General features: G+C 58.7%; 24 protein-coding genes. 12 read left to right on the top strand and 12 right to left on the bottom strand.

The window, feature by feature from the left end; all coding sequences use genetic code 11:
• Window positions 1-16: 16 nt before the first annotated feature.
• Window positions 17-3490, bottom strand: coding sequence for a bifunctional proline dehydrogenase/L-glutamate gamma-semialdehyde dehydrogenase (locus tag IEW73_RS03800; RefSeq protein WP_188670827.1), 3474 nt, complete (start codon window positions 3488-3490; stop codon window positions 17-19).
• A 105-nt stretch (window positions 3491-3595) separates the two neighbouring features.
• Between IEW73_RS03800 and IEW73_RS03795 the strand changes: the two genes are divergently transcribed.
• The 4 genes from IEW73_RS03795 (at window position 3596) to IEW73_RS03780 (ending at window position 7324) form a co-directional block, all read left to right on the top strand.
• Window positions 3596-4510, top strand: coding sequence for a LysR family transcriptional regulator (locus IEW73_RS03795; RefSeq protein WP_206050415.1), 915 nt, complete (start codon window positions 3596-3598; stop codon window positions 4508-4510).
• Window positions 4511-4621: 111 nt separating this feature from the next.
• Window positions 4622-6103, top strand: coding sequence for a sodium/proline symporter PutP (gene putP / locus IEW73_RS03790; protein WP_188670825.1), 1482 nt, complete (start codon window positions 4622-4624; stop codon window positions 6101-6103).
• 27 nt (window positions 6104-6130) lie between these two features.
• Window positions 6131-6562 carry a type II toxin-antitoxin system Rv0910 family toxin gene (locus IEW73_RS03785; protein WP_188670823.1) on the top strand — a complete coding sequence of 144 codons (432 nt, stop codon included), beginning with the start codon at window positions 6131-6133 and terminating at the stop codon, window positions 6560-6562.
• A 144-nt stretch (window positions 6563-6706) separates the two neighbouring features.
• Window positions 6707-7324 carry a hypothetical protein gene (locus IEW73_RS03780; protein ID WP_188670821.1) on the top strand — a complete coding sequence of 206 codons (618 nt, stop codon included), beginning with the start codon at window positions 6707-6709 and terminating at the stop codon, window positions 7322-7324.
• On the opposite strand, the gene IEW73_RS03775 is transcribed toward IEW73_RS03780, so the two are convergent.
• The 3 genes from IEW73_RS03775 to IEW73_RS03765 all read right to left on the bottom strand — a co-directional run bounded on the left by IEW73_RS03775 (window position 7321) and on the right by IEW73_RS03765 (window position 10746).
• Complete coding sequence (locus IEW73_RS03775) at window positions 7321-8667, bottom strand: TIGR01777 family oxidoreductase (protein WP_188670818.1); 1347 nt, start codon at window positions 8665-8667, stop codon at window positions 7321-7323. The two genes, IEW73_RS03780 and IEW73_RS03775, sit on opposite strands and share 4 nt — an antisense overlap.
• Window positions 8668-8764: 97 nt before the next feature.
• Window positions 8765-9343, bottom strand: coding sequence for a C40 family peptidase (locus tag IEW73_RS03770; protein ID WP_188670816.1), 579 nt, complete (start codon window positions 9341-9343; stop codon window positions 8765-8767).
• A gap of 434 nt (window positions 9344-9777) precedes the next feature.
• Entirely contained in the window at window positions 9778-10746 is a 969-nt protein-coding gene (locus IEW73_RS03765) for a threonine ammonia-lyase (protein WP_188670814.1), read from the bottom strand.
• A 108-nt stretch (window positions 10747-10854) separates the two neighbouring features.
• Between IEW73_RS03765 and IEW73_RS03760 the strand changes: the two genes are divergently transcribed.
• Window positions 10855-11451: a TetR/AcrR family transcriptional regulator gene (locus tag IEW73_RS03760; RefSeq protein ID WP_188670812.1), complete on the top strand. Its 597-nt coding sequence runs from the start codon at window positions 10855-10857 to the stop codon at window positions 11449-11451.
• Between the two features lie 26 nt (window positions 11452-11477).
• Window positions 11478-12923, top strand: coding sequence for an HAD-IG family 5'-nucleotidase (locus tag IEW73_RS03755; RefSeq protein ID WP_188670810.1), 1446 nt, complete (start codon window positions 11478-11480; stop codon window positions 12921-12923).
• 1 nt (window position 12924) lies between these two features.
• Here IEW73_RS03755 and IEW73_RS03750 read toward each other — a convergent pair whose 3' ends face one another.
• The 5 genes from IEW73_RS03750 to IEW73_RS03730 all read right to left on the bottom strand — a co-directional run bounded on the left by IEW73_RS03750 (window position 12925) and on the right by IEW73_RS03730 (window position 16946).
• Window positions 12925-13692 (bottom strand): NRDE family protein, encoded by a 768-nt coding sequence (locus IEW73_RS03750; protein WP_188670808.1) that lies wholly within the window; start codon window positions 13690-13692, stop codon window positions 12925-12927.
• A gap of 83 nt (window positions 13693-13775) precedes the next feature.
• Window positions 13776-14024, bottom strand: a complete 249-nt coding sequence (locus IEW73_RS16700; RefSeq protein ID WP_373286500.1) for a tetratricopeptide repeat protein — start codon at window positions 14022-14024, stop codon at window positions 13776-13778.
• Entirely contained in the window at window positions 13973-14293 is a 321-nt protein-coding gene (locus IEW73_RS03740) for a hypothetical protein (RefSeq protein ID WP_188670805.1), read from the bottom strand. Before IEW73_RS03740 ends, IEW73_RS16700 begins: the two co-directional genes overlap by 52 nt.
• Window positions 14294-14372: 79 nt before the next feature.
• Window positions 14373-14780 (bottom strand): hypothetical protein, encoded by a 408-nt coding sequence (locus tag IEW73_RS03735; RefSeq protein WP_188670803.1) that lies wholly within the window; start codon window positions 14778-14780, stop codon window positions 14373-14375.
• 624 nt (window positions 14781-15404) lie between these two features.
• Window positions 15405-16946, bottom strand: a complete 1542-nt coding sequence (locus IEW73_RS03730) for a malate:quinone oxidoreductase (RefSeq protein ID WP_188670801.1) — start codon at window positions 16944-16946, stop codon at window positions 15405-15407.
• Between the two features lie 95 nt (window positions 16947-17041).
• On the opposite strand from IEW73_RS03730, the gene IEW73_RS03725 reads away from it, so the two are divergent.
• Window positions 17042-17926: a LysR family transcriptional regulator gene (locus tag IEW73_RS03725; protein ID WP_188670799.1), complete on the top strand. Its 885-nt coding sequence runs from the start codon at window positions 17042-17044 to the stop codon at window positions 17924-17926.
• Between the two features lie 91 nt (window positions 17927-18017).
• On the opposite strand, the gene IEW73_RS03720 is transcribed toward IEW73_RS03725, so the two are convergent.
• Complete coding sequence (locus IEW73_RS03720; protein WP_188670797.1) at window positions 18018-18281, bottom strand: hypothetical protein; 264 nt, start codon at window positions 18279-18281, stop codon at window positions 18018-18020.
• Between the two features lie 162 nt (window positions 18282-18443).
• Between IEW73_RS03720 and IEW73_RS03715 the strand changes: the two genes are divergently transcribed.
• Both IEW73_RS03715 and IEW73_RS03710 read left to right on the top strand, forming a co-directional pair.
• Window positions 18444-18815 (top strand): hypothetical protein, encoded by a 372-nt coding sequence (locus tag IEW73_RS03715; RefSeq protein ID WP_188673174.1) that lies wholly within the window; start codon window positions 18444-18446, stop codon window positions 18813-18815.
• 4 nt (window positions 18816-18819) lie between these two features.
• The gene (locus IEW73_RS03710; RefSeq protein WP_188670795.1) at window positions 18820-19275 is read left to right on the top strand and encodes a GNAT family N-acetyltransferase; all 456 of its coding nucleotides are present in this window, start codon (window positions 18820-18822) and stop codon (window positions 19273-19275) included.
• A 272-nt stretch (window positions 19276-19547) separates the two neighbouring features.
• Here IEW73_RS03710 and zapE read toward each other — a convergent pair whose 3' ends face one another.
• Window positions 19548-20564: a cell division protein ZapE gene (gene zapE / locus IEW73_RS03705; protein WP_188670792.1), complete on the bottom strand. Its 1017-nt coding sequence runs from the start codon at window positions 20562-20564 to the stop codon at window positions 19548-19550.
• 46 nt (window positions 20565-20610) lie between these two features.
• Here zapE and IEW73_RS03700 point away from each other — a divergent pair, with 46 nt between their 5' ends.
• Together IEW73_RS03700 and IEW73_RS03695 are read left to right on the top strand one after the other, a co-directional pair.
• On the top strand, window positions 20611-21180 hold the full coding sequence (locus tag IEW73_RS03700) for a TetR/AcrR family transcriptional regulator (RefSeq protein ID WP_188670790.1): 570 nt from the start codon (window positions 20611-20613) through the stop codon (window positions 21178-21180).
• A 100-nt stretch (window positions 21181-21280) separates the two neighbouring features.
• Window positions 21281-21472, top strand: coding sequence for a hypothetical protein (locus tag IEW73_RS03695; protein ID WP_188670788.1), 192 nt, complete (start codon window positions 21281-21283; stop codon window positions 21470-21472).
• Window positions 21473-21549: 77 nt separating this feature from the next.
• On the opposite strand, the gene IEW73_RS03690 is transcribed toward IEW73_RS03695, so the two are convergent.
• Complete coding sequence (locus tag IEW73_RS03690; RefSeq protein WP_188670786.1) at window positions 21550-22083, bottom strand: DUF1697 domain-containing protein; 534 nt, start codon at window positions 22081-22083, stop codon at window positions 21550-21552.
• 44 nt (window positions 22084-22127) lie between these two features.
• Here IEW73_RS03690 and IEW73_RS03685 point away from each other — a divergent pair, with 44 nt between their 5' ends.
• On the top strand, window positions 22128-22901 hold the full coding sequence (locus IEW73_RS03685) for a maleylpyruvate isomerase family mycothiol-dependent enzyme (RefSeq protein ID WP_188670784.1): 774 nt from the start codon (window positions 22128-22130) through the stop codon (window positions 22899-22901).
• The last annotated feature ends 25 nt before the right edge of the window (window positions 22902-22926 follow it).

Genomic DNA, 22926 nt, shown 5'->3' with positions numbered 1-22926 from the left:
ACCCCACCCAGGTTTTTTAGATGATGTTGTCGGTCAAGTGGTTGGGTGTGCCGTACCGGTGAGCCGTGATGGAAACTGCCTGTTCACGAAGGAAAGGCAACATTTCAACGCGGCCAGCGGACACCACAGGTGACGCGTAGATCGCGATATCGGGTTTGCCGTTCGCGGCCTTAGCTGTCGCGGTGTAGTCCCCACCGATGAGGCGAATCCGAGCTGCACCCGCAGCGAGGTGGGCGACGTGCTGATGCCATTGTTGCGTGGTCTCGGTGTTAATGGAGACTCCTTGTGCGCCAATGATATCGAGCATTTCTGGCGGAAGAGCAGCGGCACTGCTCACGCTAATGTGTGCGCCACAGCGCAGTCCGGCGGCCACAACCCGAGCGAGTTCGGCGACACCGTGTCCGGATGTGCCTTCCTCGTACCGGACAACAACGGGGACGGTCCGGTAGCGGAGTAGGTTTCGCTCGGCGTGTAGACCGGTGCGGTCGTACGCGATGCCGAACTCGGAATTCCACACGGAAGCGTCAGTGGCGATCGCAGCGCGCAGCCATTCCATGTCCGCTGTGCTCAGTACGCCTTCTAGAGCTGTCGCGATGGCAGACGGAGGGCCGGTGATTGGGGCAAGCGTTGGTTCGACGGGTGCATCTCTCCATGTACCGAGACCGACGAGGTAATTCGGTCCGCCTGCTTTGGTGCCCGCTCCGATGGCGGATTTTTTCCACCCGCCGAAGGGTTGCCGTTGCACGATAGCGCCTGTAATGCCGCGGTTGACGTACAGGTTTCCGGCCTCGATGTGGTTCATCCAGTACTTGATTTCGTCGGGATTCAGTGAGTGGAGGCCGGTTGTGAGCCCGTAGTCGATCTCGTTGACCATGTCGACGGCTTCGTCGAGCGTCCCTGCCGTCATGATGCCGAGGATGGGTCCGAAGTATTCGGTGGTGTGGTACTCAGAGCCGCGTTCTACGTTGTCTCGCACGCCGGGGCTCCACAGTTTTCCGGAACTGTCGAGCTGGGTGGGCTTGAGCACCCAGTTTTCGCCGTCGCCAAGCGTTGTGAGGCCGCGCAGTAGTTTCCCCGAGGCGGGTTCAATGATCGGGCCCATTTGGGTGCGCTGATCCCACGGATATCCGACGTGTAGGGACTGCACGGCATCGATGAGTTGATTGCGGAACCGCTTGGACGTCGAGACTGAACCGACGAGGATGACAAGTGAGGCCGCCGAGCACTTCTGTCCTGCGTGGCCGAAAGCAGAGTATGCGACGTCTTTTGCTGCTAGGTCAAGGTCAGCGGAGGGCGTGACGATGACGGCGTTCTTGCCTGATGTTTCAGCGAGCAAGGGCAAGTCCGGCCGGAATGAGCGAAACAGTTCCGCTGTTTCGTAAGCGCCGGTGAGGATGAGCCGCTCAACGAGATGATGTGAAATGAACTGGGTGCCCAATTCGCGCTCGCCGAGTTGGACAAACTGCAAGACGTCGCGCGGTACGCCAGCTTCCCACAATGCTTCCACCATCACTGCGCCTGATCGCGCCGCTGGTCCAGCGGGTTTGATGACAACTGCGGAGCCGGAGGCAAGTGCGGACAGGGTTGAACCTGCGGGAATGGCCACGGGGAAATTCCACGGGGGAGTAACTACCGTCAGAGCAGAGGGTACGAACTCCGCTCCGTTGGTTTTCTGGAGTTCGCGGCCCAGTTCTGCGTAGTAGTGCGCGAAGTCGATGGCTTCTGACACTTCAGGGTCGCCCTGGTCGAGGGTTTTCCCACATTCAGAGCCCATTACTTCGAGAAGGTCTGCGCGTTTGCGTTCGAGGACGTCACCTGCGCGGTGGAGGATTTCCGCACGTTCATCTGCGGTGAGTGCTTGCCAACTCGCCGCCGCTTTCGCGCCGCGCGACATTATGGTGTCGAGCTCGTCTTCGGTGGCGACCCAGGATTCTTCGACTAACTCGCTGCCGAGCGTCGAGTGTTCCATGCGCTCAGCGATGGCCCGACCCCAGGCGCGGTTGCCGGGTAGGTCCGGGTCCGTATCGGGAGTGTTGATGAACCCTGTACGTGGGGCGGGGGGTTGTGGCCGGTTCCTGTCCTGGATGCGGTGCGGGGTGGGAACTTCATCGGTGAGTGCGTGGACCGACGCCAGGAAGCGTTGCTTCTCGCGTTCAAAGAGTGCTTCGTTCTTGTCGAGTTCAAACACCGCGGACATGAAGTTTTCCTTGGATGCGCCTTCCTCAAGCCGACGGATGAGGTACGCGATCGCGACATCAAACTCACGTGGGTGCACAACTGGGGTGTAGAGCAGCAACGAACCAACATCTCGACGCACTGCTTCGGCCTGTCCGGTGGCCATGCCGAGGAGCATTTCGAATTCGACGCCATCGGTGACGTCACGTTTGGTGGCGAGCAGCCAGGCGAGTGCGATATCGAACAGGTTGTGTCCGGCCACGCCAATGCGGACGTTGCGGGTGTGCTCGGGGCGCAGAGCGTAGTCGAGCACTGCCTTGTAGGACGTGTCTGATTCTTGTTTGGTGTGCCAGGTTGCCAGGGGCCAGCCATGGAGGTCCGCATCGGCATGTTCCATGGGTAGGTTTGCGCCTTTGACGACACGAACCTTGATGGGGGCTCCGCCGCGGGCGACGCGTGCTGCTGCCCACTCCTGGAGGTGCATCATCGCCGCGAGAGCATCAGGCAGGTATGCCTGGAGCACGATTCCAGCTTCCAGTTTCTCAAACTCTGGTTGGTCAAGCAGTGTGGTGAAGACCGCGATGGTGAGGTCGAGGTCTTTGTATTCCTCCATGTCGAGGTTGATGAACTTGTGTCGCGGTGTGGCATTCGCGGCGATGCGATAGAGCGGGGACAGGTTTTCTACGACGTGGGTGACGGCGTCATCGAATGCCCAGTGGTTGTGCGGCGCCATCGTTGACGAGACTTTGATGGAGACGTAGTCAACGTCATCGCGGGTGAGCAGTTTGCGAGTGCCATCGAGGCGGCGGGCGGCCTCCCTTTCGCCGAGAATGGCCTCGCCCAGGAGGTTGATGTTGAGCCGAACTCCGTCGGTTTTGATTTTGGTGATCGATTTGCCCAGCTTGGCGTCGGTGGCGTCGATGATGAGGTGCCCCACCATGTGGCGCAGCACTTTTCGGGCTATGGGGATCACGAGGTGCGGTGCGACGACGGCAAGAATGCCGCCGAGTTGGATTGCGAACTTCATGTACCACGGGAGGAAGCCGGGCGTGATGGGTGCCAGCGCTTTGAGGTTGGTGGCGGCGACGCGCAGATCTTCGGGGCGTACGACGCCGTCAACGAAGCCGACAGTGAAGTCGAGACCGTTGGGGTCGTTGAGTACTCCGGCGAGTTGCTCAGCGGATTTGTCGACGGGGAATTTTGAGCCTTCGGTCAACCAGCGGCGTACCAGTTGAACTGCCTCGTCGGTGAGTTCCTGCGGCGTGACGTTGGCTTCGCGGGAATTGTGCGGTGCATGGCCTGTGGGGGTGCTCACGGCTACGACCTCCTCTGGTTGCTCGGTTCCTTTGAGTATGCGCCGCAACCACCCATCAGGTATAGCGATGTTTTCCGAAGAGTATCGTGAAGGAAAACCGAATGATTGGATGGGTTGATGCTCGACGTCCACCGCCTAAACCTTTTGCGCGAACTCAGCATTCGCGGCACCATCGCGGAAGTCGCCGCAGCCTTGAACTACAGCCCCTCATCGGTGTCGCAACAACTAGCAATCCTGGAACGGGAGGCTGGCGCCGAACTCCTGCGCAAATCAGGCCGACGGCTACAACTCACACCCCAGGCACTGTTGCTCGTCGAGCACACCGGCGAACTTCTCGATTGTTTAGAACGCGCAGAATCCGCCCTCGCCGCATCCGACACCACCGTCTCCGGAACGGTCCGACTCGCTGTTTTCCAAACCGCAGCCCTCGCACTCATTCCACAATCGTTAAACCTAATGCGGCATCGACACCCCAACGTGCGCATTGAAATGGTGCAGCACGAACCAGAAACAGCCCTCCACGAGACCTGGGCCCGCGACTTTGACCTCGTCGTCGCGGAACAGTACCCAGGCCACGCTGCGCAGCACTATCAAGGCTTAGACCGGCAACACCTCACTAGTGACGAAATTCGACTCGCGCTACCCCCGCGCGGTTTCCTCGACATCGAAGATCTTGCCAGCGCACGGGAGGCACCGTGGGTGATGGAACCGCACGGGGCCGCATCACGGCACTGGGCAGAGCAAGCGTGCCGACAAGCCGGTTTTGACCCTGACGTGCGATTTGAAACTGCGGACCTGCAAGCTCACGTTCGGCTCGTCGAGTCCGGAAACGCGGTCGCCTTCTTGCCAGATCTGGTCTGGGTGGGAAGGCAACCGGAGGCGCGACTGGTGACGCTCGAAACCAGCCCAAGCCGTACCATCTTCACCTCCCAGCGCACCGCAAGTGCCCGTCACCCTGCGATTATGGCGATCCGAGAAGCTTTGCAGGAAACCGTCCGTGACCTGGAGAGCCTGTGGTAATTTGGCGCTCTCTCCTGCGAAACATTCCAATCGCACGCGGACACCCCACCTCACGGACATCTGGCCTCACGGGCACACATCCCGGGCCGAACGAACAGAACCGAGGACGCCATGACCGCCTATTCGTATCAAGTGCTCGCGATCGCGATCTACTTCAGCGCCATGCTCGCCATTGGCTATTACGCGTATCGCCAGACCTCTGACCTCGATGACTACATGCTCGCCGGGCGCAAGCTCAAACCGGGAGTCGCAGCGTTGTCCGCAGGAGCCTCGGACATGTCGGGGTGGCTGCTCATGGGGCTTCCCGGCGCGATCTACGCGAGTGGTCTAGTCGAATCATGGATCGTCATCGGCCTCGTTATCGGCGCCTACCTCAACTGGAGGTTCGTCGCCCCACGGCTTCGCACCTACACCGCGATTTCCAACAACTCGATTACAGTGCCGAGCTTCTTTGAGAACCGGTTCCGCGACAAAACCCGCCTGCTTCGCATTACCGCGGGAATCATCATTCTCGTTTTCTTCACGTTCTACGTCTCTTCCGGAATGGTCGCCGGTGGTGTCTTCTTCGAATCATCGTTCAACTCCACCTACCTGTTCGGCATGCTCCTAGTCGCCGGAATCACCCTCACGTACACACTGTTTGGTGGCTTTCTTGGCGCCACCCTCACCGACGTGGCACAGGGCATCCTGATGTTCGTGGCCCTGATCACCGTTCCGATTGCGACCATCATTGCCATGGGCGGTTTCGGCGAGGTATTCACTGCGATCGATGCAGCTGATGCGGCAGAAAACCTCAACCGCACGTCCTTGTTCTTCGGCGGCAGCGTGCTCGCCGTCATCTCCGCCGCGGCGTGGGGCCTGGGCTATTTCGGGCAACCGCACATCATTGTGCGGTTCATGGCGCTGAGATCAGCAAAGGACGCCAAGGCAGGTAGGCGCATCGGCATCAGTTGGATGGTGCTCACCGCGACTGGCGCGATCACGACAGCCCTCGTTGGCATTGGGTACTTCCACGCGAATCCGGCGACCCTCGCCAACCCCGAAACGGTGTTCCTGCGCCTGTCGCAAATCATGTTCCACCCATTGATTGCTGGGTTTATTCTCGCTGCTGTGCTCGCGGCAATCATGTCGACCGTGTCGTCGCAGCTGATTGTGTGTTCATCAGCGCTAGTGGAAGACATCTACAAAATCTTTGGTAAGGAAGCGAGCCCGCAGCGTTACGTCCTGTACGGCCGTATCGGCGTGCTGACAGTCGCCTTAGTTGCCGGGCTCCTAGCGCTGAATCCGGGTGGGACCATCCTTCAGCTCGTTGGCTTCGCCTGGGCCGGTTTTGGTGCGGCATTCGGACCACTGATTCTGCTCTCACTGTTCTGGCGCAAACTCACCGCGAACGGGGCTCTTGCCGGAATGATCACCGGAGCCGTCGTTGTTGGCATTTGGGGCAATATCGATGCGCTCAAGGGAGTGATGTACGAGATCGTCCCAGGATTCGTTGCGTGCCTCGTCGTCGCAGTAGCGGTGTCGTTGCTCGTCCCGCGTCCCGATGAGGGTGTCCAGGATGAGTTCACCGAGATGGAAGCAGCAATGCGCTAACCGCTACTCGTCCACTATTGTTGCCGGGTGGCCCGAGCATCAATGACGACGGAAATTCCGATCGAACCCGCAGTGGCGTGGGCGAGAGCATGCGACTTCGCTGGGTATGACCAGTGGTTTACGTTGCATGGCGGTTGGTGCAGTGAGGTTCCAGCCCGGATCGTCCACGGCAGCACAGCCGTGTCAGAAGTCGTGGTGCGGGGGCTACGGCAGAAGGTGTCGTGGACTGCGTTGCGTGTGGAAGAGCCTCATCTCCTGACGTTGGAGGGCCGAGGGATGATGGGCATCAATGTTGTGGTTGACCTTGCTGTCACTCCTACTGAGATGGGGTCGCGGGTTGCACTCGACTTTGACATCACGGGGGCTGCGGTTGCCGGACCGATCGGCTTTGCGGTCGCGAAGTCGTTAAAGGGTGACATTCGTAAGTCGCTGGAGTTGTTCACACACCTCGGACAATAAGCTGTGACAGCTGTCACAGATACTTATCGTGGGTGATGGCCGCGTCACCCACGAAATTGGCGAACAAGTGCACTACATTGGCTGGCACACGGAGGCAGATGGCCGTGGCGTCACAGGGGGAGCACGTTGTTCATACTTATTTTCTTGCCAGTCCGAATGCTAGCTTCAGCCACCAGAGCAGCGCGTGACACAGCATTTGACACAGTCGGTCAACTGACCCGACGGACACCCGTCCTTGTCCACACCGTTGACCTTCGGCCCCAACTGGCCGTGCTCGGCCGGATCGCGCAGAGCGGTTTGCTTGACCCCGATGGGCCGCTAGACCGGCTTCTGTCGCGAGGTGGGCTACTCGAACGGCTCGTCGATGAGGAAGGCGTTCTCGAAAAGGTCCTGGAGAAGGGCGGTCCGCTGGACCGTCTGCTCGCCGAAGGGGGAGTGCTCGACCAAATAGCGGTCAAGGATGGTCTCGTGGAACGCGCCATCATCTCAGGGGGACCCGTGGATCGGTTGCTCGCCGACGACGGCCTCGTGGCGACGGTTGCCGAACGAGATGTCATCGGCAGACTTGTTGCACTCCTGCACACACTCGAACGATTTGGGCCCGCGGTCGATCGCATTGTGCCAACACTGGACGCCCTCAATTCCACCGCGACGTCCCTTCAGGACATGCTGAACCCCGCCAACGCGGTGAACGACTTCGTCGCGCGAATCCCCATGCTCCGGCGCAAACCAGCAACCGAAATCGTCGTGGCTACCCGCTAAACAAACTTTCCGAATTGGTGACGTAGGCATTCGACGATGCTGGGACGCCGGAAATTATGCCCACCATCGAGCAATTTGTACGGAAGAACATTCTGGCTAGCCATCGCGAGTTCTTCAGTTCCCTCTTTGCCTAACAGCAGCTTCGGGCCGAAGCTGGGGACGGGCAGGATCGTAGGGCGGCGCAGCACCGCACCGAGCGCTTTGGTGTATTCGATGTTGCGCACGGGAAGCGGAGCAACAGCATTCACAGGGCCGGAAATCGTCGTGTTCAACACTGCCCGGTGATAGATGTCGACCAGGTCATCGAGGTCAATCCACGACAACCATTGACGTCCGCTACCAAGTTTGCCGCCAAGACCAGCGCTAAAGAGCGGTCGCAACATCTGCAGCGTTCCACCGTTCGGCGATTGCACAATTCCTGTGCGCACGTTCACAACCCGGAGGCCAGACTCGCGAGCCGGTTGCGTTGCGTCCTCCCACTGCGCAACGACATCGGCGAGGAAACCATCACCAGGAGACGCATCCTCGTTGAGGACTTCATCGCCGCGATCGCTGCCATAAAATCCGACAGCTGACGCTGACACAAAAACCTCTGGACCGTTCGAAGCTTGGGCCGCGCATGTGGCAAGAAGGCGGGTGGGCCCGATACGGCTGTCGAGAATTTTTTGTTTGTGCTCCTCCGTAAACCGGCCAGCGATTGAGGAGCCCGCAAGGTGGATGACGGCGTCGACGTCGTCGAAAAGGTCCTTGCTTGGGTTTTGGGGGTCCCACGTGCGCTCATCTGGACCATTCGATTCACCGCGCACCAGCCGGATTACGCGATGGCCTCCTGTCGACAAGAACGCGGAGAGAGCAGTCCCTACCAGGCCCGATGCGCCCGTGATAGCAATGGTGCGGGTGACACCGGGATACTCGCGGTGGCGCGCAAAATCATCGTGCAGTTGGCGTTCGCGGTACTGGAATGTTGAGCGAAGCGCAAACTCCGGCACCGTCGTTTCCACCCGATCCACAATCTTTGTAAGTCCGGTGCCAGCGGACGAGAACGTGTGGGTGTGGCGCCATGAGACAGCCAAATTGGCTGGAATGGATGCTGCGCCATCGCGTGAGAGTTCGTCAGCGAATCGGTACGGCGGATCATATGCCTCGGGGTCGTGCTTGGCGATCCAGCGCAAACCGCCGGGAAGGCCAAGAACCGCTGTTCCATCGGAAAGTGATGATGCTTCGCTCACCAGTTTCATCGGCTGCCACGGCGGTACGAGCCTGCGGAAAGCTCCAGGCCGACCATGCCACGCGAATACGGAATCAATGTCGTCGTCAACGAATGTCGTGTACTCGATGCCCATACTCGACAAGCGTACGGAGAATTCGTTGCGGTGGCAGCCGAAAAAGCCCCCACGCAATGTGAGGGCTTTTTCTGGTCTGAACTTTCAGACTGGAGGTTTAGACGTAGCGGCGTGCGCTGTGGAATGGGAAGTCGCCGAGGTTGTCGACCTTCACTGGTGACGATGAGTTGAGGGCGTGCACAACCTGGCCGTTGCCGATGTAGATGGCTACGTGTGAGGCGCCGCCGTACATGGCGATGACGTCGCCGGGCTGGAGGTTGTTGATGCTGACTGGTGCGCCGCCGCCTGCTTGGGCTTGGCTGGTGCGGGGGATTGATGCTCCAACCTGGTTATGTGCCCACTGGACGAGTCCGGAGCAGTCGAATGAGTCAGGTCCGGTCGCGCCCCAGACGTAGGGTGAGCCAACTTTGGAGAGTGCTGCGTTGGCGACGGCTTGGCCTTGTGACGCTACTTGTTCGGGCGCTGCAATGTCAGTGATTGCGGATGGAGTACCTGCTGGTACGTCAAATGTGGGTGCTGCGAATTGTTCGGCTACGTGTGAGGGGATCTCGAAGGTTCCGATGCCTGGGACTTCTACTGGGTCGGCGGCTGCGTGCATTGCGGGGATGATGGCGGTGGTGCCAAGGATGCCGGCGATGAGTGTGGTGCGTGCTGCGCGTTTCACAGTGTTAGCCATGTGGTTTCGAGTCTCCTAGTGCGTTACGTGCGCCCCGGTAGCTTCTGGGGCTGTGGTGGCGGGGTTCGTATCTGTCGGGATGAACTCCGCTGTGTCTCGAATAGATTACGAAAAGGTCACGGGGGTGTCTGTGGTGCTCGTCTCACCAGGGGTTTTATGACGTCGGTCACGACAGGCGGATTGTGTGCGTTAGTCAGGGCGGTGATGGGCTGTGAGCTGGGGTTTGCCGCATGGGGAGCTGTCAAGGCGGGCAAATAGAGTGTTTGCTGTGCCGAAACCTGCGCCCAATGGACGCAGCATTATGAATCGCCAGTTCAAGGCAGCAAACAAGAAGAAGCAAGAGGGCACACACAGAGCACAGATTGATCCTCATGTGAGGTATCGCTCATTTTCAAACAGACGCGCTACGCCCGTTACAAACAGGGCCCCACGCGCTAAAAGTCAGCGAACCGAGAAAAATCCACATTTCCGCCCGAAGCTACCAGCACAACCGACATACCCGCACGTAAGCCCATGTCAGCGAGGCTAATTTCGCGCAGTGCCGCAAGCCCCACCGCAGACGACGGCTCCACCACAAGCTTTGTAGCATCAACCATGTCCCGCCAGGCTCGCGTGATCGCCGACTCCGACACCTCCACCATGCAATTCACATAAGCCTGGGCATGCGCGAGCGTGTGTCCACCAGCGCGCGGAGCTGCCAAACCATCAGCGATAGTGGGAAGGCGGGCGGGCAAATCCACAACCTCACCGGCGTTCAATGCGAGCCCAAGCGCATTTGACGCTTCGGACTCCACCCCGATTACCAATGTGCGGGGAGACAGCGATTTCACCACCGCACCAATACCGCTTATCAAGCCTCCGCCACCTACAGGAACGAGAACGGCATCAACGGCCGTACCAGTCGCTACGGCATCGGCAAGGATTTCAAGACCAACAGTTCCCTGCCCGGCAATTACCTCGGGCATATCAAACGGAAGAAGCATCGGAAACCCGCGTTCAGCGGACAACGAGTTACACGTACCAATGAGGTCGTCAGTCTCGACGATTTCCCCGCCGAACCGGTGCACATTGTCAATCTTCGACTGAACAGCACCATGCGGCATCGCAATGACAGTTTCCACACCCAGGCTCTGACCGGCATACGCCACTGCGGCAGCGTGATTGCCTGCGGAATAGCACACCACGCCACGCGGCAAACTCCCGGATTCCTGCCACGACAACAACGTGTTCAAGGCACCTCGGACCTTAAAACTCCCCGTGCGCTGGAGGTTCTCCGGCTTAACCAGCACGCGCAGGTCCAGCTCAGTTGACAACCGAGGCGCACGCAACAGTGGCGTATGCACTACATATGGTGCAAGCCTGTTCGATGCCTTGCGAACATCCTCAACTGTCACAAGAGTCATCCCATGACAATAGAACGTGCCACCACACGCCGCAGCATGTAGAAGTTTGCGAACCGTGCATCGTCTGGAAAGCTAGATAACAATCACACCAAAGTGGATGAGGTAGAAATGAGTGAGTCCGCGCGCCCCCGCTTGTCATACGCACAGGCAGCACGTTCATTACTGCGCGAGTCCGTACTCACTACCGTTGATGAACTCGTTCGCAAAGACGGCTGGGCCGCCACCACTGTAGAAAAAGTTGCCAAGACAGTAGGAATTAGTCGCCAAACGGTCTACAACGAGTTTGGCAATAAACAATCTCTCGCTGAGGCATACATAACCCATCGCCTCGATAAACTTCTCGTATCCGTTCGCGACACAGTTCTAAATAGTCCAGACCTCGAAACCGGACTGCACGGCGCACTCACCCTCTTTTTCGAATTCGTTGACGAACCCCTAATCCGTACCGTGCTATCTGGTAGTGGCGATCGAACCGGCCTCACGGATCTTCTGCGCGACGTCAACGAACGCTCAGTCGAGGAACTGTCCTCACTTCTGCAGACGGTCAAACCGAACATTGATGACTATGACGCGATGATTCTCGCTGACTCGATTGCACGCCTCGCGGTGGCACACGCCATCGTCCCGACCATCGAATCGTCGGAAGCAACCAAACGTCTCGTACGTTTGGCGCAGATCGTCCTCGCCGCAATCGACACGCCCTGACCGAAACGACCATGTAGGTTCTAACTGTGTCATGGGTAGATAAAGGTGCAGATGTCCCCGAGCGTCGCGTTTACGCCAACCGGACGCTAAATTTGCGGACCGTCGAAGCCATCGGCTACGACATGGACTACACACTGCTGCACTACCGCACCGAAGAATGGGAAGGCGCGGCGTTCGAGCACGCCCGCCGAGTCCTAGCCGAACGCGGATACCCCGTCCACGACCTAGTCTTCGATGCCGACAAGTACCTGCAAGGTCTCGTCCTCGACCTCGAACTAGGCAACCTGATTAAGGCCACCCGGTTCGGATATGTAATTCAAGCGCACCACGGCACCACCAAGTTGCCATTCGACGAACTACGCCGCAGCTACGACGGTGTTTTCGTTGATCTCGCCGAACCGCGTTTCCGTTTCCTCAACACAATGTTTTCCATCTCGGAGGCGTGCCTCTACGCCCAACTGGTTGACTTGCTCGACGCCGGAGCGATAAGCCGCCCGTTGGGTTACGACGAACTGTTCAAGGTCGTCTCGTCTGCTCTCGACATGTCTCACACGGTTGGGACGCTAAAGGCCGAAATTACCGCCGACCCCGACCGGTTCTGTGATCTCGACTCCGATACTGCCACCACCTTGATCGACCAGCGCCTCGCAGGGAAAAGGCTGCTACTCATCACCAACAGTGAGTGGACCTACACCCGTGCCATGATGAGCTACGCCTTCGACAGGCACGCTCCCACCGGGAACTGGCGTGACCTTTTCGACATCGTTGTCGTCGCCGCATCTAAGCCACGGTTCTTCTCGGAAACCCCGCCGGTGTTTCGTGTCGTCGACGAAAAGCGAAGCCTCCTTGAACCCCACCAGGGAATCATGGAACCAGGAGGGGTCTACCACGGTGGTTGCGCGCGACTAGTCGAAGAAAGCCTCGGGCTCAACGGTGCACAAATCCTTTATGTTGGCGACCACCTGTTTGGTGATGTCCACGTGTCCAAGTCGGTGCTGCGTTGGCGAACAGCCCTGATCATGCGTGAACTCGAGGCCGAAATTCGCGATTCTGCTTCCTTTGCGGACGACGAAATCAAACTTCGCGACCTCATGGGCGAAAAAGTCCGCCTTGAAGACGAACTGTCGCACGCCCGCCTTGAGCGAACACGTGCCCTTGCTCAAGGCGAGTCCGCGAAATCCAGCGACACACAAATCAATAAGTACTACGAATCAATTCGTGAACTTGACCAACGTATCGCCCCACTCGCCAAAGCATCCGGCACACTCGGGAATGCCACATGGGGACCACTCATGCGCGCCGGAACCGACAAAAGTCTGTTTGCACGACAGGTAGAAAAGTTCGCTGACGTCTACACCTCACGCGTAGCCAACTTCGGCAAACACACGCCGTACGCATTTCTTCGAGCAACACGAACCAGTTTGCCGCACGATGTGACAGCTGTTCGTGAGGCAAGCCGACCACAAGAGTGAACTAGTTGGGATACCTCACGTCGGTTTGTCCAGCAAATTCACCATTACTGTCAAACCTACGTTCAGCCATAGCCAATGCGCCGTCGGCAGAAATTTTCAGAACCGAACTTGATCGAGTGCCATAACTGTCGAAGTGTATGAACCGACTCGACAGCAAATACTCGAAATCCTCACCGACACCGGTCGTTGGCAACTGTGCGGGATCCGCAGCGGTGCGGTCAGCGAGAACATTCATGTAGTCATCTGTCGAGTTCAGCGAGACGTCCCGTTCGGCCACGCTTGATAAAGCAGCGATGCCAGTGGTCACTTTGGGCCATGGTTCGTTGAGCTCACCGTTGGACAGCCCGTGAACCCCCGGTTGCACCCGCTGGACGTGAACGGTGGGCTTATTCGTGACGCACCATAGTTCCTGGCCATCTGAAATCAGCAATGAAAACCCGGCAAAATCGCCTGCGGATTCTTTCACCGAATTGGCGTAGTCGCCGGGAGACGCACGACCGAGAAGAAACCCACTAGTGAGTTCGCCCCGTGACCGCGCAGCCGCTTCACGAACACCGTCACGGTAGTTCGTTACAGCGGCAAATCTGCCCTCGGTGGTGACCCCCATCCACGTTCCCCCGGCCGTGACGTCCCTCCCGGCCAAAACGTCTGGGTCGGTGCCCCACCAGTGCACTGGTTCGGTCGGGCGTTGATAAAACTCGTCACGGTTCGCTGCAACGATCAGAGGGAAATGCGGGTTCGTTTTCCATGCGAGCAGTACCAAGCACATAACACGACAGTAGCGCGGCGCGGACTTGTTGACGTGGTCACTGTCGTGCAAAACGTAATTCGGTGTTGGTTCTTATCGTCGTGCTATGCCGTCGACGCTGAGCGGAGCGCCCGCACGTAATCGGTAGCTGACTTCCTATATTGAGGCAGGTGGGGAATCAGCGCCTCGATAGTCCGGAGCAATGCTTCGTCGGTCCTTCCCGCGTCACGCAAAGCCAATGCAAGGAATACCGTTCCTGCATCTCCGATAGAGGGGTGAGGGACCGTTGCTTGCAATACATCTATCGCTTCGCGGGTTCGTCCGAGGTTGCGAAGCGTCGAGCCATATTGAATGTGTGCCTGCGACAGACGAGCGCCCTTGAGGCCGATGGCGGAGCCGCTTCGTACTCAGTGGCTGCTTCACTCTCGAAGCCAATCGCGTCGTAGACGCTTGCCATTTCAAAATGCGCTATGGCATCATCCAGACCGAATTCGGTGATGAGACTCTTCATCTGTGCGATTGCAACATGTGGATCGTTGAGGTCAACAGTGTTCCAAAACTGATCGATCTGCGCCTCCCCGATGGGCGGTACGGACTCAAGGCTGGGGTCGTGTTTGGTCACGCTTATCATTATGCGGCAGAGCTGGGCGTGCAGGTCCTTCCGTCATGCGCCTTCAGATATCCGCCAGATTTCGCGTAAGTCATCCGATCTGCTTGCGGCGACGGTAAACCGCCGTGACTAAGCCAGTGGCAACTACGAATTGGCCCACTAGCAACGCATGTGGCAAGGCGAGCAATTCCCATCCTGTCGAGCCAAACTTCGTCGCCCACACTATGACCACGATGACCAGCGCCCAGGAAACCACTTGCCCCACAGCCATCAGAATCTTCGCCCAACCGAGGTCAACACGTCGCACGAGAGCAATCAGCCCGAATAACGCGCCCACGAAAGAGGATGCAACTCCGACTAGTGTCGGTAATACGACCATCAACTCAAAAGCAGCATTGATCTCGACCACTCCGTTCAGCAGAAGTTGCGGAACGAAGTACAGCACCACCACAACGGCGCACAGTACGGATATGGCAGAGGAGACGGTCAAAGTCTTCATCTCGCCAATCTAACCAAGAGCGCGCGACAACCTCGACAATCAGCACATAGGTGGGCGTGGTCGATCCAGCCGAACGCTTGTAGGCCTGACCCCACTGGTGAGCTAGGGAAGTACTCGGTAGGTCACTTCCAGTCCGCACATTTATGGTCTAGCGAGGCGCGGCGCCATTCTTCCGGCTTAGGTGACCTAGCTAGCCCCAATGGCCTAGCTAGGTCCCGCATGTGGACGAAGCTATCTGCCATTTGGCCAAAGGGGCCAACCATCGGCATGCTCAGCCGAGCGTCTGCATACTGCCGGAGATCGGCCACGAGTTGGCGGGTGAGCGCTGGGCGTAATGACGGGCGAAATGGTCCATCGCCCTATCGGAGTCCTCACGGAACACGACGATGGTACGAACCGTCCAGGACAAGGTCATGCGGGTCAGTAGGGGGGGTAACGAGGTGTCCTGTCCTAGTTCGTACGGTCCAGCTGAGGGCGGCACCTCGCCCTCGGTGACCAAAGCGCGGTCGTCCGGCTGAATTAGCCGGCAGTCTTATCCTTGCGGCCGCGCAATGTGCAGAACTGTCGGCGATGGCCTGGTCGTTCGACCGCTTGCCCTGAACACGTCGGCTTGAGGGGCTGCGGTTACGAGTTACTCTTGTCATTACCTAATTGACCATTCCGAGTCGGCTTATGGTCGCCGCGTTCGTTCGGTTGTCTTTCGAGATCTACGTCGCCGGCAGTAGTGGCGGTGTTCCAGTCTGTTGCTGCGGTGAAGCCTGGTATCGCTTCTCTCATGATGCTGGTCCAGGATGCGTTCCATTGGTGTGGGAAACATTGCTGGAGCAGGTCAAGCATAATGGGCACTGCTGTTGACGCGCCGGGGGATGCGCCCAGAAGGCCTGCGAGGGTGCCGTCGTTGCTGACCACCAACTCTGTTCCTTGCTGGAGTACTCCGATACGACGCCGGTCGGGTGTGACGAGTTGTGCACGCTGGCCAGCGGGTGCAAGTTCCCACTGATCGATGTCTGCATGGGGGCAGAAGCGTTGTAGTTTGGCGAACTTCTTCCGGGGCCTAGCAGCGAGTTCGCTGAACAAGTAGCGCATCAGCGACAGGTTCTGAATGAGTGCAGCCGCGATGACGTGAAGGTTGTGCCAACGCAGTGTGGCGAAGAAGTCGGTGAGCCGTCCGCGCTTGAGTAGTTTGGTGCTGAACGTAGCGTAAGGGCCGAACATTAGATGCTCGGCACCGTTGATGAACCTCTTGTCGAGGTGGGGGACAGACATGGGCGGCGCCCCGATCGCTGCTTGGCCGTAGACCTTGCCCTCATGGCGAGCCACGACGTCCGGTTCTGAGCAGCGAAAGAAGGCGGCCCCGACTGGTAGCACGGCGTAGCCACGAACCTCGGGGAGACGAGCACGCTGCAGAAGACGCAACGCCATTCCCCCCGCTCCCACGAATACGCGTCGGCCGCGGATCTTAAATGTGCCGCCACGTCCGTTGCTTCCACCGACGACCCATGTTCCGTCCGGAGATTGTCGGAGCGAGCGCGCCTCGTGTTCGAGCAGTATTCGACCACCGGCGTCGGTGATGATTTGTGCCAATCCTTTTGTCAGTGCGCCGAAGTCGACGTCGGTCCCGCCGGGGTGGCGGGTCGCGGCCATCGGCTCGTCAGGTTTCTGGCCCTCGGCTAGTAGTGGTACCCACTCACTGATTGTGGCTGGATCTTCGGTGTATTCCATCTCGCGAAATAGGGGGTCGCGCGTCAGGGTTTCGAATCGTTGCCGGAGGTAATCAATGTCGCGTTGGCCGAAAACCACATCCATATGTGGGGTGGTTTGGATGAATGCGCCCGGCTCCAACAGTCCTTTTCGTGCAAGGTGCGTCCACCACTGGCGACTGAGATGAAACTGCCGTGCGACCGATGATGCCTTGCTTCCATCTGTCGGGTCGGGCATGTAGTTGAGTTCGCAGAACCCGGTGTGCCCGGTGCCGGCGTTGTTCCAAGGTCCGCTACTTTCGCCAGCCAATTCAATTGACCTCTCCAGTAGGACTATCCGCAAGTTTGGCTGCAAAACCGCAAGCATAGATCCCAGTGTTGCGGACATTATCCCGCCGCCGATCAAGATGACGTCGGCGACGAGCTCAGTTTGTGCGCCAGACTCGGTAGTTAAGGGGTTCTCCATGTGAAACACGCTCCCGGCTAGAGGGTTAGTGCATTAAGAATCCACCCACAACATTCGTTCCGTCCAATGAAGAATTGCGATACTACAATCAGGATATGGATCAATGGACCAATCGGCTGGCCCCGCAATTGCGGGCTCTCGTGGAACTGGCAGCGCATGAGGGGCACATGACTCAGGCCGCTGCGGCACTCGGCGTACCTCAGTCATCGATGAGCCGTCGCATCCACGCCTTGGAAGAGGAACTTGGTGTGCCTCTGCTTATTCACGACGGACGAATCGTCCGCCTCACGCCCCCAGCTCAACAGCTAGCTGCACGAGTGCGTGACCCACTTCGCCAACTGGAACTGGCAATCGCTGAGGTGACCGGGGCAGCTGACCCCGATCACGGAACTGTTCGATTCGGGTTCCCGCTAACCATGGGTTCCGGGCACATCCCCGACCTACTCGCGGAGTTCCGGCACCGCCATCCCGGTGTCAAGGTTCTCCTTAAACAGGCTCACGGCGCAGCGCTAAGTGCGGATCTTCTCGCAGGTGATCTCGATCTGGCAATCGTCATTCCCGCACCCGAACGGCTTAGGCACGTCCGCATCGGCGTCCAGGAGATCCGGGTCGTGGTTCCTGATAATCACCCTCTCGCACTGCGACGACGCATTGAGCTCGCGGACCTGAAAAGTGAGATCTTCATCGCCAACCCGCCTAGCTATAACCTCCGTCGCCTGACCGAATCGTGGTGCCAGGAAGCGGGGTACACACCCGATATTGCGTTCGAAGTCACGGAGTTCGCTACCATCCGTGAACTGATCAGCCGCGGCATCGGAATCGCGCTTCTCCCGCACGACGAACGCAACCCTCCAGGGTTAACGGAGTTGCCGATTGCCGGGCCGCAATACCGCCGAGACATCACTCTCGCCTGGGCCGCCACCATCGAAGCTCCTCCCACCGCTCGCCTTAGCAGCTTCCTACTTACCAATTTCGATTGACTCACCGTGACTGTGCTGCGTGTCAGAATGCGGAATTACTCCAATCACAAGTGCAATTTGAGTGATGAGCGCATGTGGAGCCCGCTGTTGGTTACGTTGCGCCCCCCGGTGTGGACGGTCGACGGGCAGTGTCGCAGTTGCGAATAGCGTTGCTAACTTCGTTGACGGCGGAGCGGATGGTTTCGCCATAGACATCGGAGGAGAGCGCGGAGATGCGCTGCTTGGCGAGGTCGATGTACTCAGACGCTGCTTCGAATGCCATAAGTCGGCGTAGGTTGTCGGCGATGTTGAGGTAAAGGCTCGGGTAGAACTCGCCGTTCGCGGAGTCCCTTGACAGCCTGGCGGGTGAGTACACCGGTGCAAGCGGGAACACGGACGAGGCCGAGGACCGCAATCAGTCGAGGGGGCGCTTCACTGTGGTCTTCGAGGTGACGACGGACAGCATCGAAATGCTCGGCAACCGCGGCTTCGTGGATGCCTCCGCCGACTTCCTGGGCTACCAGAGGGGCGCTCGCATGTGGCGAGCATGAAGGTCGTCTGCACGGCGGTCGATTCGATCGAGAGTGACGATGAGCGCGAGGCCGCGATGTACCGGATCGGCGATGTGCTGCTCCGCCCGATGCTCGATCAGCACGCGAAGCTGCAGCCGGTCGCAGACCGTGCCGGTGCCGACGTCGTCGGCCTCGTCGGCGTCGGCTACGGGCTCTTCGCGTCAGTTCGCTGGGTCGCTGAGCTGGTGGAGACGTGGACGGGGCGCGGGATGCCGAAGTGGCCCCGCTGGCGGAAGTATGTGACCGAGCTCCCTCGAGGGCAAGCGCGCGGAGCGCGTGCGGCTGTTCAATTGGCTGGCAAACAGCTTGGTGTTGAGGAGTCAACTTTGCGACGATAATTGCATGCAGGACAACCCTGAAACTACAGTTCGCCCTTCGAAAGGCGAAGAAGAGTACTCGGACCTCGTCGAAATTTGGCGCAGCGCCGTACGCGCAACTCACGATTTCCTCCAAGAGGAGGACTTTGGACGAATCGAGGAGAACCTCGCCTCGATGTACTTCCCGGCTGTGGCTCTCATCGTTGCTGAACGAGACGGAGCGCCGGTCGGCTTTGCAGGAGTCGCCGAGGGCAATCTTGAAATGCTGTTCGTAACGGACGACGTGCGAGGCGGCGGTGTCGGAACATTGCTGCTCCGAGAGGCGATCTCTGGCCTCGGCGTAACCAAGGTTGATGTGAATGAACAAAACGAGGGCGCGTATGGCTTCTATCTCAATCGCGGATTCGTGCTGGTTGGACGCGACGAGCTGGACGGCGATGGTCGACCGTACCCAACGCTCCACCTGGAGCTCAGCCAGTAAATGCCAGTTTCTAGAGGACAGCGACGAGATCTAGTCGCTGTTGTCTTTCTGTTCAATTCCTATTCCTGATCCGCCCGCCAGGTGACCACAGGCAACCTACGAGAGCGGTTGGTACACGAGTGCCACAGCTCAGACATGCGCTAGCGCATCATCGCGTTGTGGCCTTGGTTTGCAAACACGCACTCTGACCCAGACCGACGCGGCGAGCGAAGTGACCTTCGCATGCTCTCACAACGCGCCGAACCTGAGAGCGCGGAGCCGTTCATTGACCGTCAGCCCGTCGTTGACAGCGTTGACAGGCGGCTGAGGGTTCGCGCTGCATCGTAGGGAGGCTCCTTTGCCTGGAGCATCCGCGCAGGCACCGCGATTGCTTGAATATCAATCCGTTGGTTCCGGTCGTAAAACACATCGACCATGTTGCTGAATCTGAGTAGAGGATCGCGATCGGCCTCTGCGAGATCGGGAACAGCGAGAACACAGATGGCCGAATAGTTCTCAGCGATCCGCAGATACTCCCTGACCCCGAGAGGTCGTTCGCAGAGTTCCGCGAATGTGAACGTCACAACCTCATCTTTGGCGGCGACTGCTCGGACGGGAAGGGCGTTTACTGTCAGTTCTACCGGGCTCCGAAGCCCACCGGGGACACGAGTCGGGTCCAGGGTCCAACGGCCAGCACTGAATCCCGAGAGGCGTGTTGGGTCAACAATCATCTGTCGATAGTCGGGGCCTTGTGCCAGTGAAACTACGTCTAGCCGGGATTCGATCATGTTGATCGCTGGCAGAAACCTGTCATGGTAGAGCGGGTTGGGCATCAGATCTGCTGGTGCGTAGTTGGATGTCGTTAGTACAAGTATGTTTCGCTCAATGAGTGATTGCAGAGTCTTCGTGAGATACACGGCGTCTGCCACATCGTGCACGTGGAACTCGTCGAATAGCACGGCGCGGGCATTCCCGATAATTCTTGTGATTGACTTCTCGACCGGTTGCCGAGTCGCTACAACCTCCGATTGCAAGTCGCGGAAGTAGCTGTGAAAGTGAAAACGACGCTTGTGTGTGGTCGGCACCGTGTCGTAATACAGCTCCGAGAGCATCGTCTTGCCGCGTCCAACATCGCCGAAGAGGTAGTGGCCATAAGCCACAGGTCCTGCTAGTGCTGCGATCGCAGCAGTCTGCGCGGGATCAAACGTGAGCGCGGACGCTTCCGCCGCGTGTCGGAATCGGGGTCCTGTCAGAACCGCGAGTTGGTTGGGTCGGCTGCGGGACACCCCCCGGTGAAGCGGTCGAAACATATACAACCCCCTGTTACTCTATAGGCATAGAGTAACAGGAGGGGTGATGGCACGCCCTGGAGATCGGCGCCCACTGATCGCAGACCACGCGATTGCAATGCTTGCCGACGGCGGCGCACGGGCACTGACGCATCAAGCTGTGGATCGCGACGCGGGATTGGCGATCGGATCGACCTCCTACTATTTCCGCACTCGCGATGCACTTGTTGCGGCAGCTGTAGCCCGCATCCGAGAACACTCCCGCATGGCGTTCGAAGCCGCGCCACTACCGGAACCGCTGTCCGTTCAGACTGCCTCCGCGTTCATCGCCGAGCACTTGCACTCCCTCGCTACCGAACGACGGGAACAGGCACTCGCAGTAATCGCATTGCTTCCGGAAGTCGCTAAGGATTCGGAGCATCGGGACAGTCTTGGACGGTGCCTTTTCTCGCATGAGCTCGCACGGGAGCTCACCATCGCACTCGGGTGTGATCCATCCCGGGAGATCGCTGACGATCTCGTTGATCTGCTGACCGGGCGACTTATCAGCATCCTGTTCGGATTGCGACCGGAATCCGGCAGCAAGGCCACGACACAGGCAACAATCGAGCGCTGCCTTCAGGCTGGCATCGAATAGCGCAATATAGGGTCGCCGAATGTCATTCCTGCCGCATTTGACTTGGCCGCTTCGGCACCTCTTGGCAAGCCCAGGGCTCCACCAGGCTGGGAATGTTCGGATGGCCACGGAAAGTCCGCACTGGGTACCAGCGACGACCCCGCCGGGACTCTGGCACTACCCAGAGGTCATTGCTGACGCGCTCCCCGCAGTTCTTGGTCTCTCTCTTGACCAAATATGGGCCGATTTGACCCAGGACCGAGGCAAGCATTCGGCCCAGGCGCAAGATGCGTCGGCGTTGACCGCTGGGTAGCGAGGGAGACACGCCCGACGGGCCAGAGCATGTCCCTCTATCGGGTTTAACGACGGTGTGCGGACCGGCGGCTCCGACTAACCGACTGATTTCGCCAGCTCCACAACGCTAGAAACGGTATTGATGTTGCGTGCTGTGCCCGGCACTCCGAGCGCCCGCGAAATTGACGCGTCTTTCATCTGTGGTCGGCCTGCCCCATTGTGGTAGCGAATGTGCATTTCGCGGCCTACTACAGCCCACTTGTCGTCTCCCGTCGTGAATGTGTGGGCCTTATCCAACGCCTCTGGGGTAGGCGATTTCGATAGGAAAGTTACGTATGAATACTTTGGGTTGTGTATTTCAAAAGGGTGTGCGGCCAACGCCTCGCGCACTTCATCAACAGACCGTGAGATTACTTCCCGGAAAAAACCACAGTGCGTTTCAATTGCGCGCTCTAAGGCTCGATCGAAGTCCTCCGGGATGCCGGGCGGGGAGCATATTAGGTTGCCCGACGCGATATAAGTTCGCACATTCTCAGCACCGAGATCAGTTGCTAGTGAACGAAGTTCCGCCATGGGAAGTGACGCGCCACCTACATTGATAGCACGGATGAAATGCACACGAACTGCCATGACCCCTGCCTTCGCATCCCCGTTTCACCGGTACTGTACAGAACATGAGTGCGTCGCAAGTGGAATCATCGCAGCTGAAATCGGTACTTCTCACTGAGGGGCGTCGAATTGCGTCAACGCCTGTGGAATCTCTAGGAAACGTGGTTCCAACTCTGGGCGATTGGAGCGTCGAGGACGTCGTGCGCCACACCGCGAAAATGCATCTGTGGGCGATGGAGATGTTGCGCCGCACACCTTCTGATCAAGCGCCGCGCCTACGCGAGATACCTGACATTTCTGCTGGGGCGAGTTGCATTCTTGAGTATGAGCGCGCTGTGACTGGTCTTGTGGAACTGTTTGACTCGCGAGATTTTGCCGAGCCTGCACTGACGTTCGCTGAACCTGCCACGGTCGGGTGGTGGCTGCGGCGTCAGGCCCATGAGACTACTGTTCATCGCTTCGACATTGATGCTGCACGGGGCGTGGAATCGGCACCCGCCGACCCACCGGTGGCGGCCGATGGCGTTGATGAGTGGTGTTACCTCATGGTTCCACGGGCCCTAAAGCACTATGTGGCTAAGCATGGCGGAGTGCCTGCGGAGCTCGCGGGCCGAACCGTGCATATTCACGGCACTGATACTGACCATGCTGAATGGATGCTAACGATCAGCGATGATGATGTGACAGTGACGCGGGAACATGGCAAAGGCGATGTCGCAATCCGCGGTACTGCACAGGACCTGCTACTCACTCTGTGGCGGCGCCAGCCACTCGATACGGTGCAGATGTTTGGTGATGCAGAGTTGGCGCACCGTCTCCTTGAAGCCGTTCGGCTGTAACTGGGCGAACAATCCTGCCGTGTTA

It is taken from the genome of Hoyosella rhizosphaerae (assembly GCF_014643175.1).
Lineage (GTDB): Bacteria > Actinomycetota > Actinomycetes > Mycobacteriales > Mycobacteriaceae > Lolliginicoccus > Lolliginicoccus rhizosphaerae.
The sequence above is the reverse complement of the archived record's forward strand: the minus strand, read 5'-3'. Positions and strand labels throughout refer to the sequence as shown.

What these genes read in the sequence shown, in the direction of transcription:
- putP (WP_188670825.1), top strand. Translation starts at nt 4,622, where the DNA reads ATGACCGCCTATTCGTATCAAGTGCTCGCGATCGCGATCTACTTCAGC.
- IEW73_RS03775 (WP_188670818.1), bottom strand. Translation starts at nt 8,667, where the DNA reads ATGGGCATCGAGTACACGACATTCGTTGACGACGACATTGATTCCGTA.
- IEW73_RS03770 (WP_188670816.1), bottom strand. Translation starts at nt 9,343, where the DNA reads ATGGCTAACACTGTGAAACGCGCAGCACGCACCACACTCATCGCCGGC.
- IEW73_RS03765 (WP_188670814.1), bottom strand. Translation starts at nt 10,746, where the DNA reads ATGACTCTTGTGACAGTTGAGGATGTTCGCAAGGCATCGAACAGGCTT.
- IEW73_RS03760 (WP_188670812.1), top strand. Translation starts at nt 10,855, where the DNA reads ATGAGTGAGTCCGCGCGCCCCCGCTTGTCATACGCACAGGCAGCACGT.
- IEW73_RS03750 (WP_188670808.1), bottom strand. Translation starts at nt 13,692, where the DNA reads ATGTGCTTGGTACTGCTCGCATGGAAAACGAACCCGCATTTCCCTCTG.
- IEW73_RS03735 (WP_188670803.1), bottom strand. Translation starts at nt 14,780, where the DNA reads ATGAAGACTTTGACCGTCTCCTCTGCCATATCCGTACTGTGCGCCGTT.
- IEW73_RS03730 (WP_188670801.1), bottom strand. Translation starts at nt 16,946, where the DNA reads ATGGAGAACCCCTTAACTACCGAGTCTGGCGCACAAACTGAGCTCGTC.
- IEW73_RS03725 (WP_188670799.1), top strand. Translation starts at nt 17,042, where the DNA reads ATGGATCAATGGACCAATCGGCTGGCCCCGCAATTGCGGGCTCTCGTG.
- IEW73_RS03710 (WP_188670795.1), top strand. Translation starts at nt 18,820, where the DNA reads ATGCAGGACAACCCTGAAACTACAGTTCGCCCTTCGAAAGGCGAAGAA.
- zapE (WP_188670792.1), bottom strand. Translation starts at nt 20,564, where the DNA reads ATGTTTCGACCGCTTCACCGGGGGGTGTCCCGCAGCCGACCCAACCAA.
- IEW73_RS03700 (WP_188670790.1), top strand. Translation starts at nt 20,611, where the DNA reads ATGGCACGCCCTGGAGATCGGCGCCCACTGATCGCAGACCACGCGATT.
- IEW73_RS03695 (WP_188670788.1), top strand. Translation starts at nt 21,281, where the DNA reads ATGGCCACGGAAAGTCCGCACTGGGTACCAGCGACGACCCCGCCGGGA.
- IEW73_RS03690 (WP_188670786.1), bottom strand. Translation starts at nt 22,083, where the DNA reads ATGGCAGTTCGTGTGCATTTCATCCGTGCTATCAATGTAGGTGGCGCG.
- IEW73_RS03685 (WP_188670784.1), top strand. Translation starts at nt 22,128, where the DNA reads ATGAGTGCGTCGCAAGTGGAATCATCGCAGCTGAAATCGGTACTTCTC.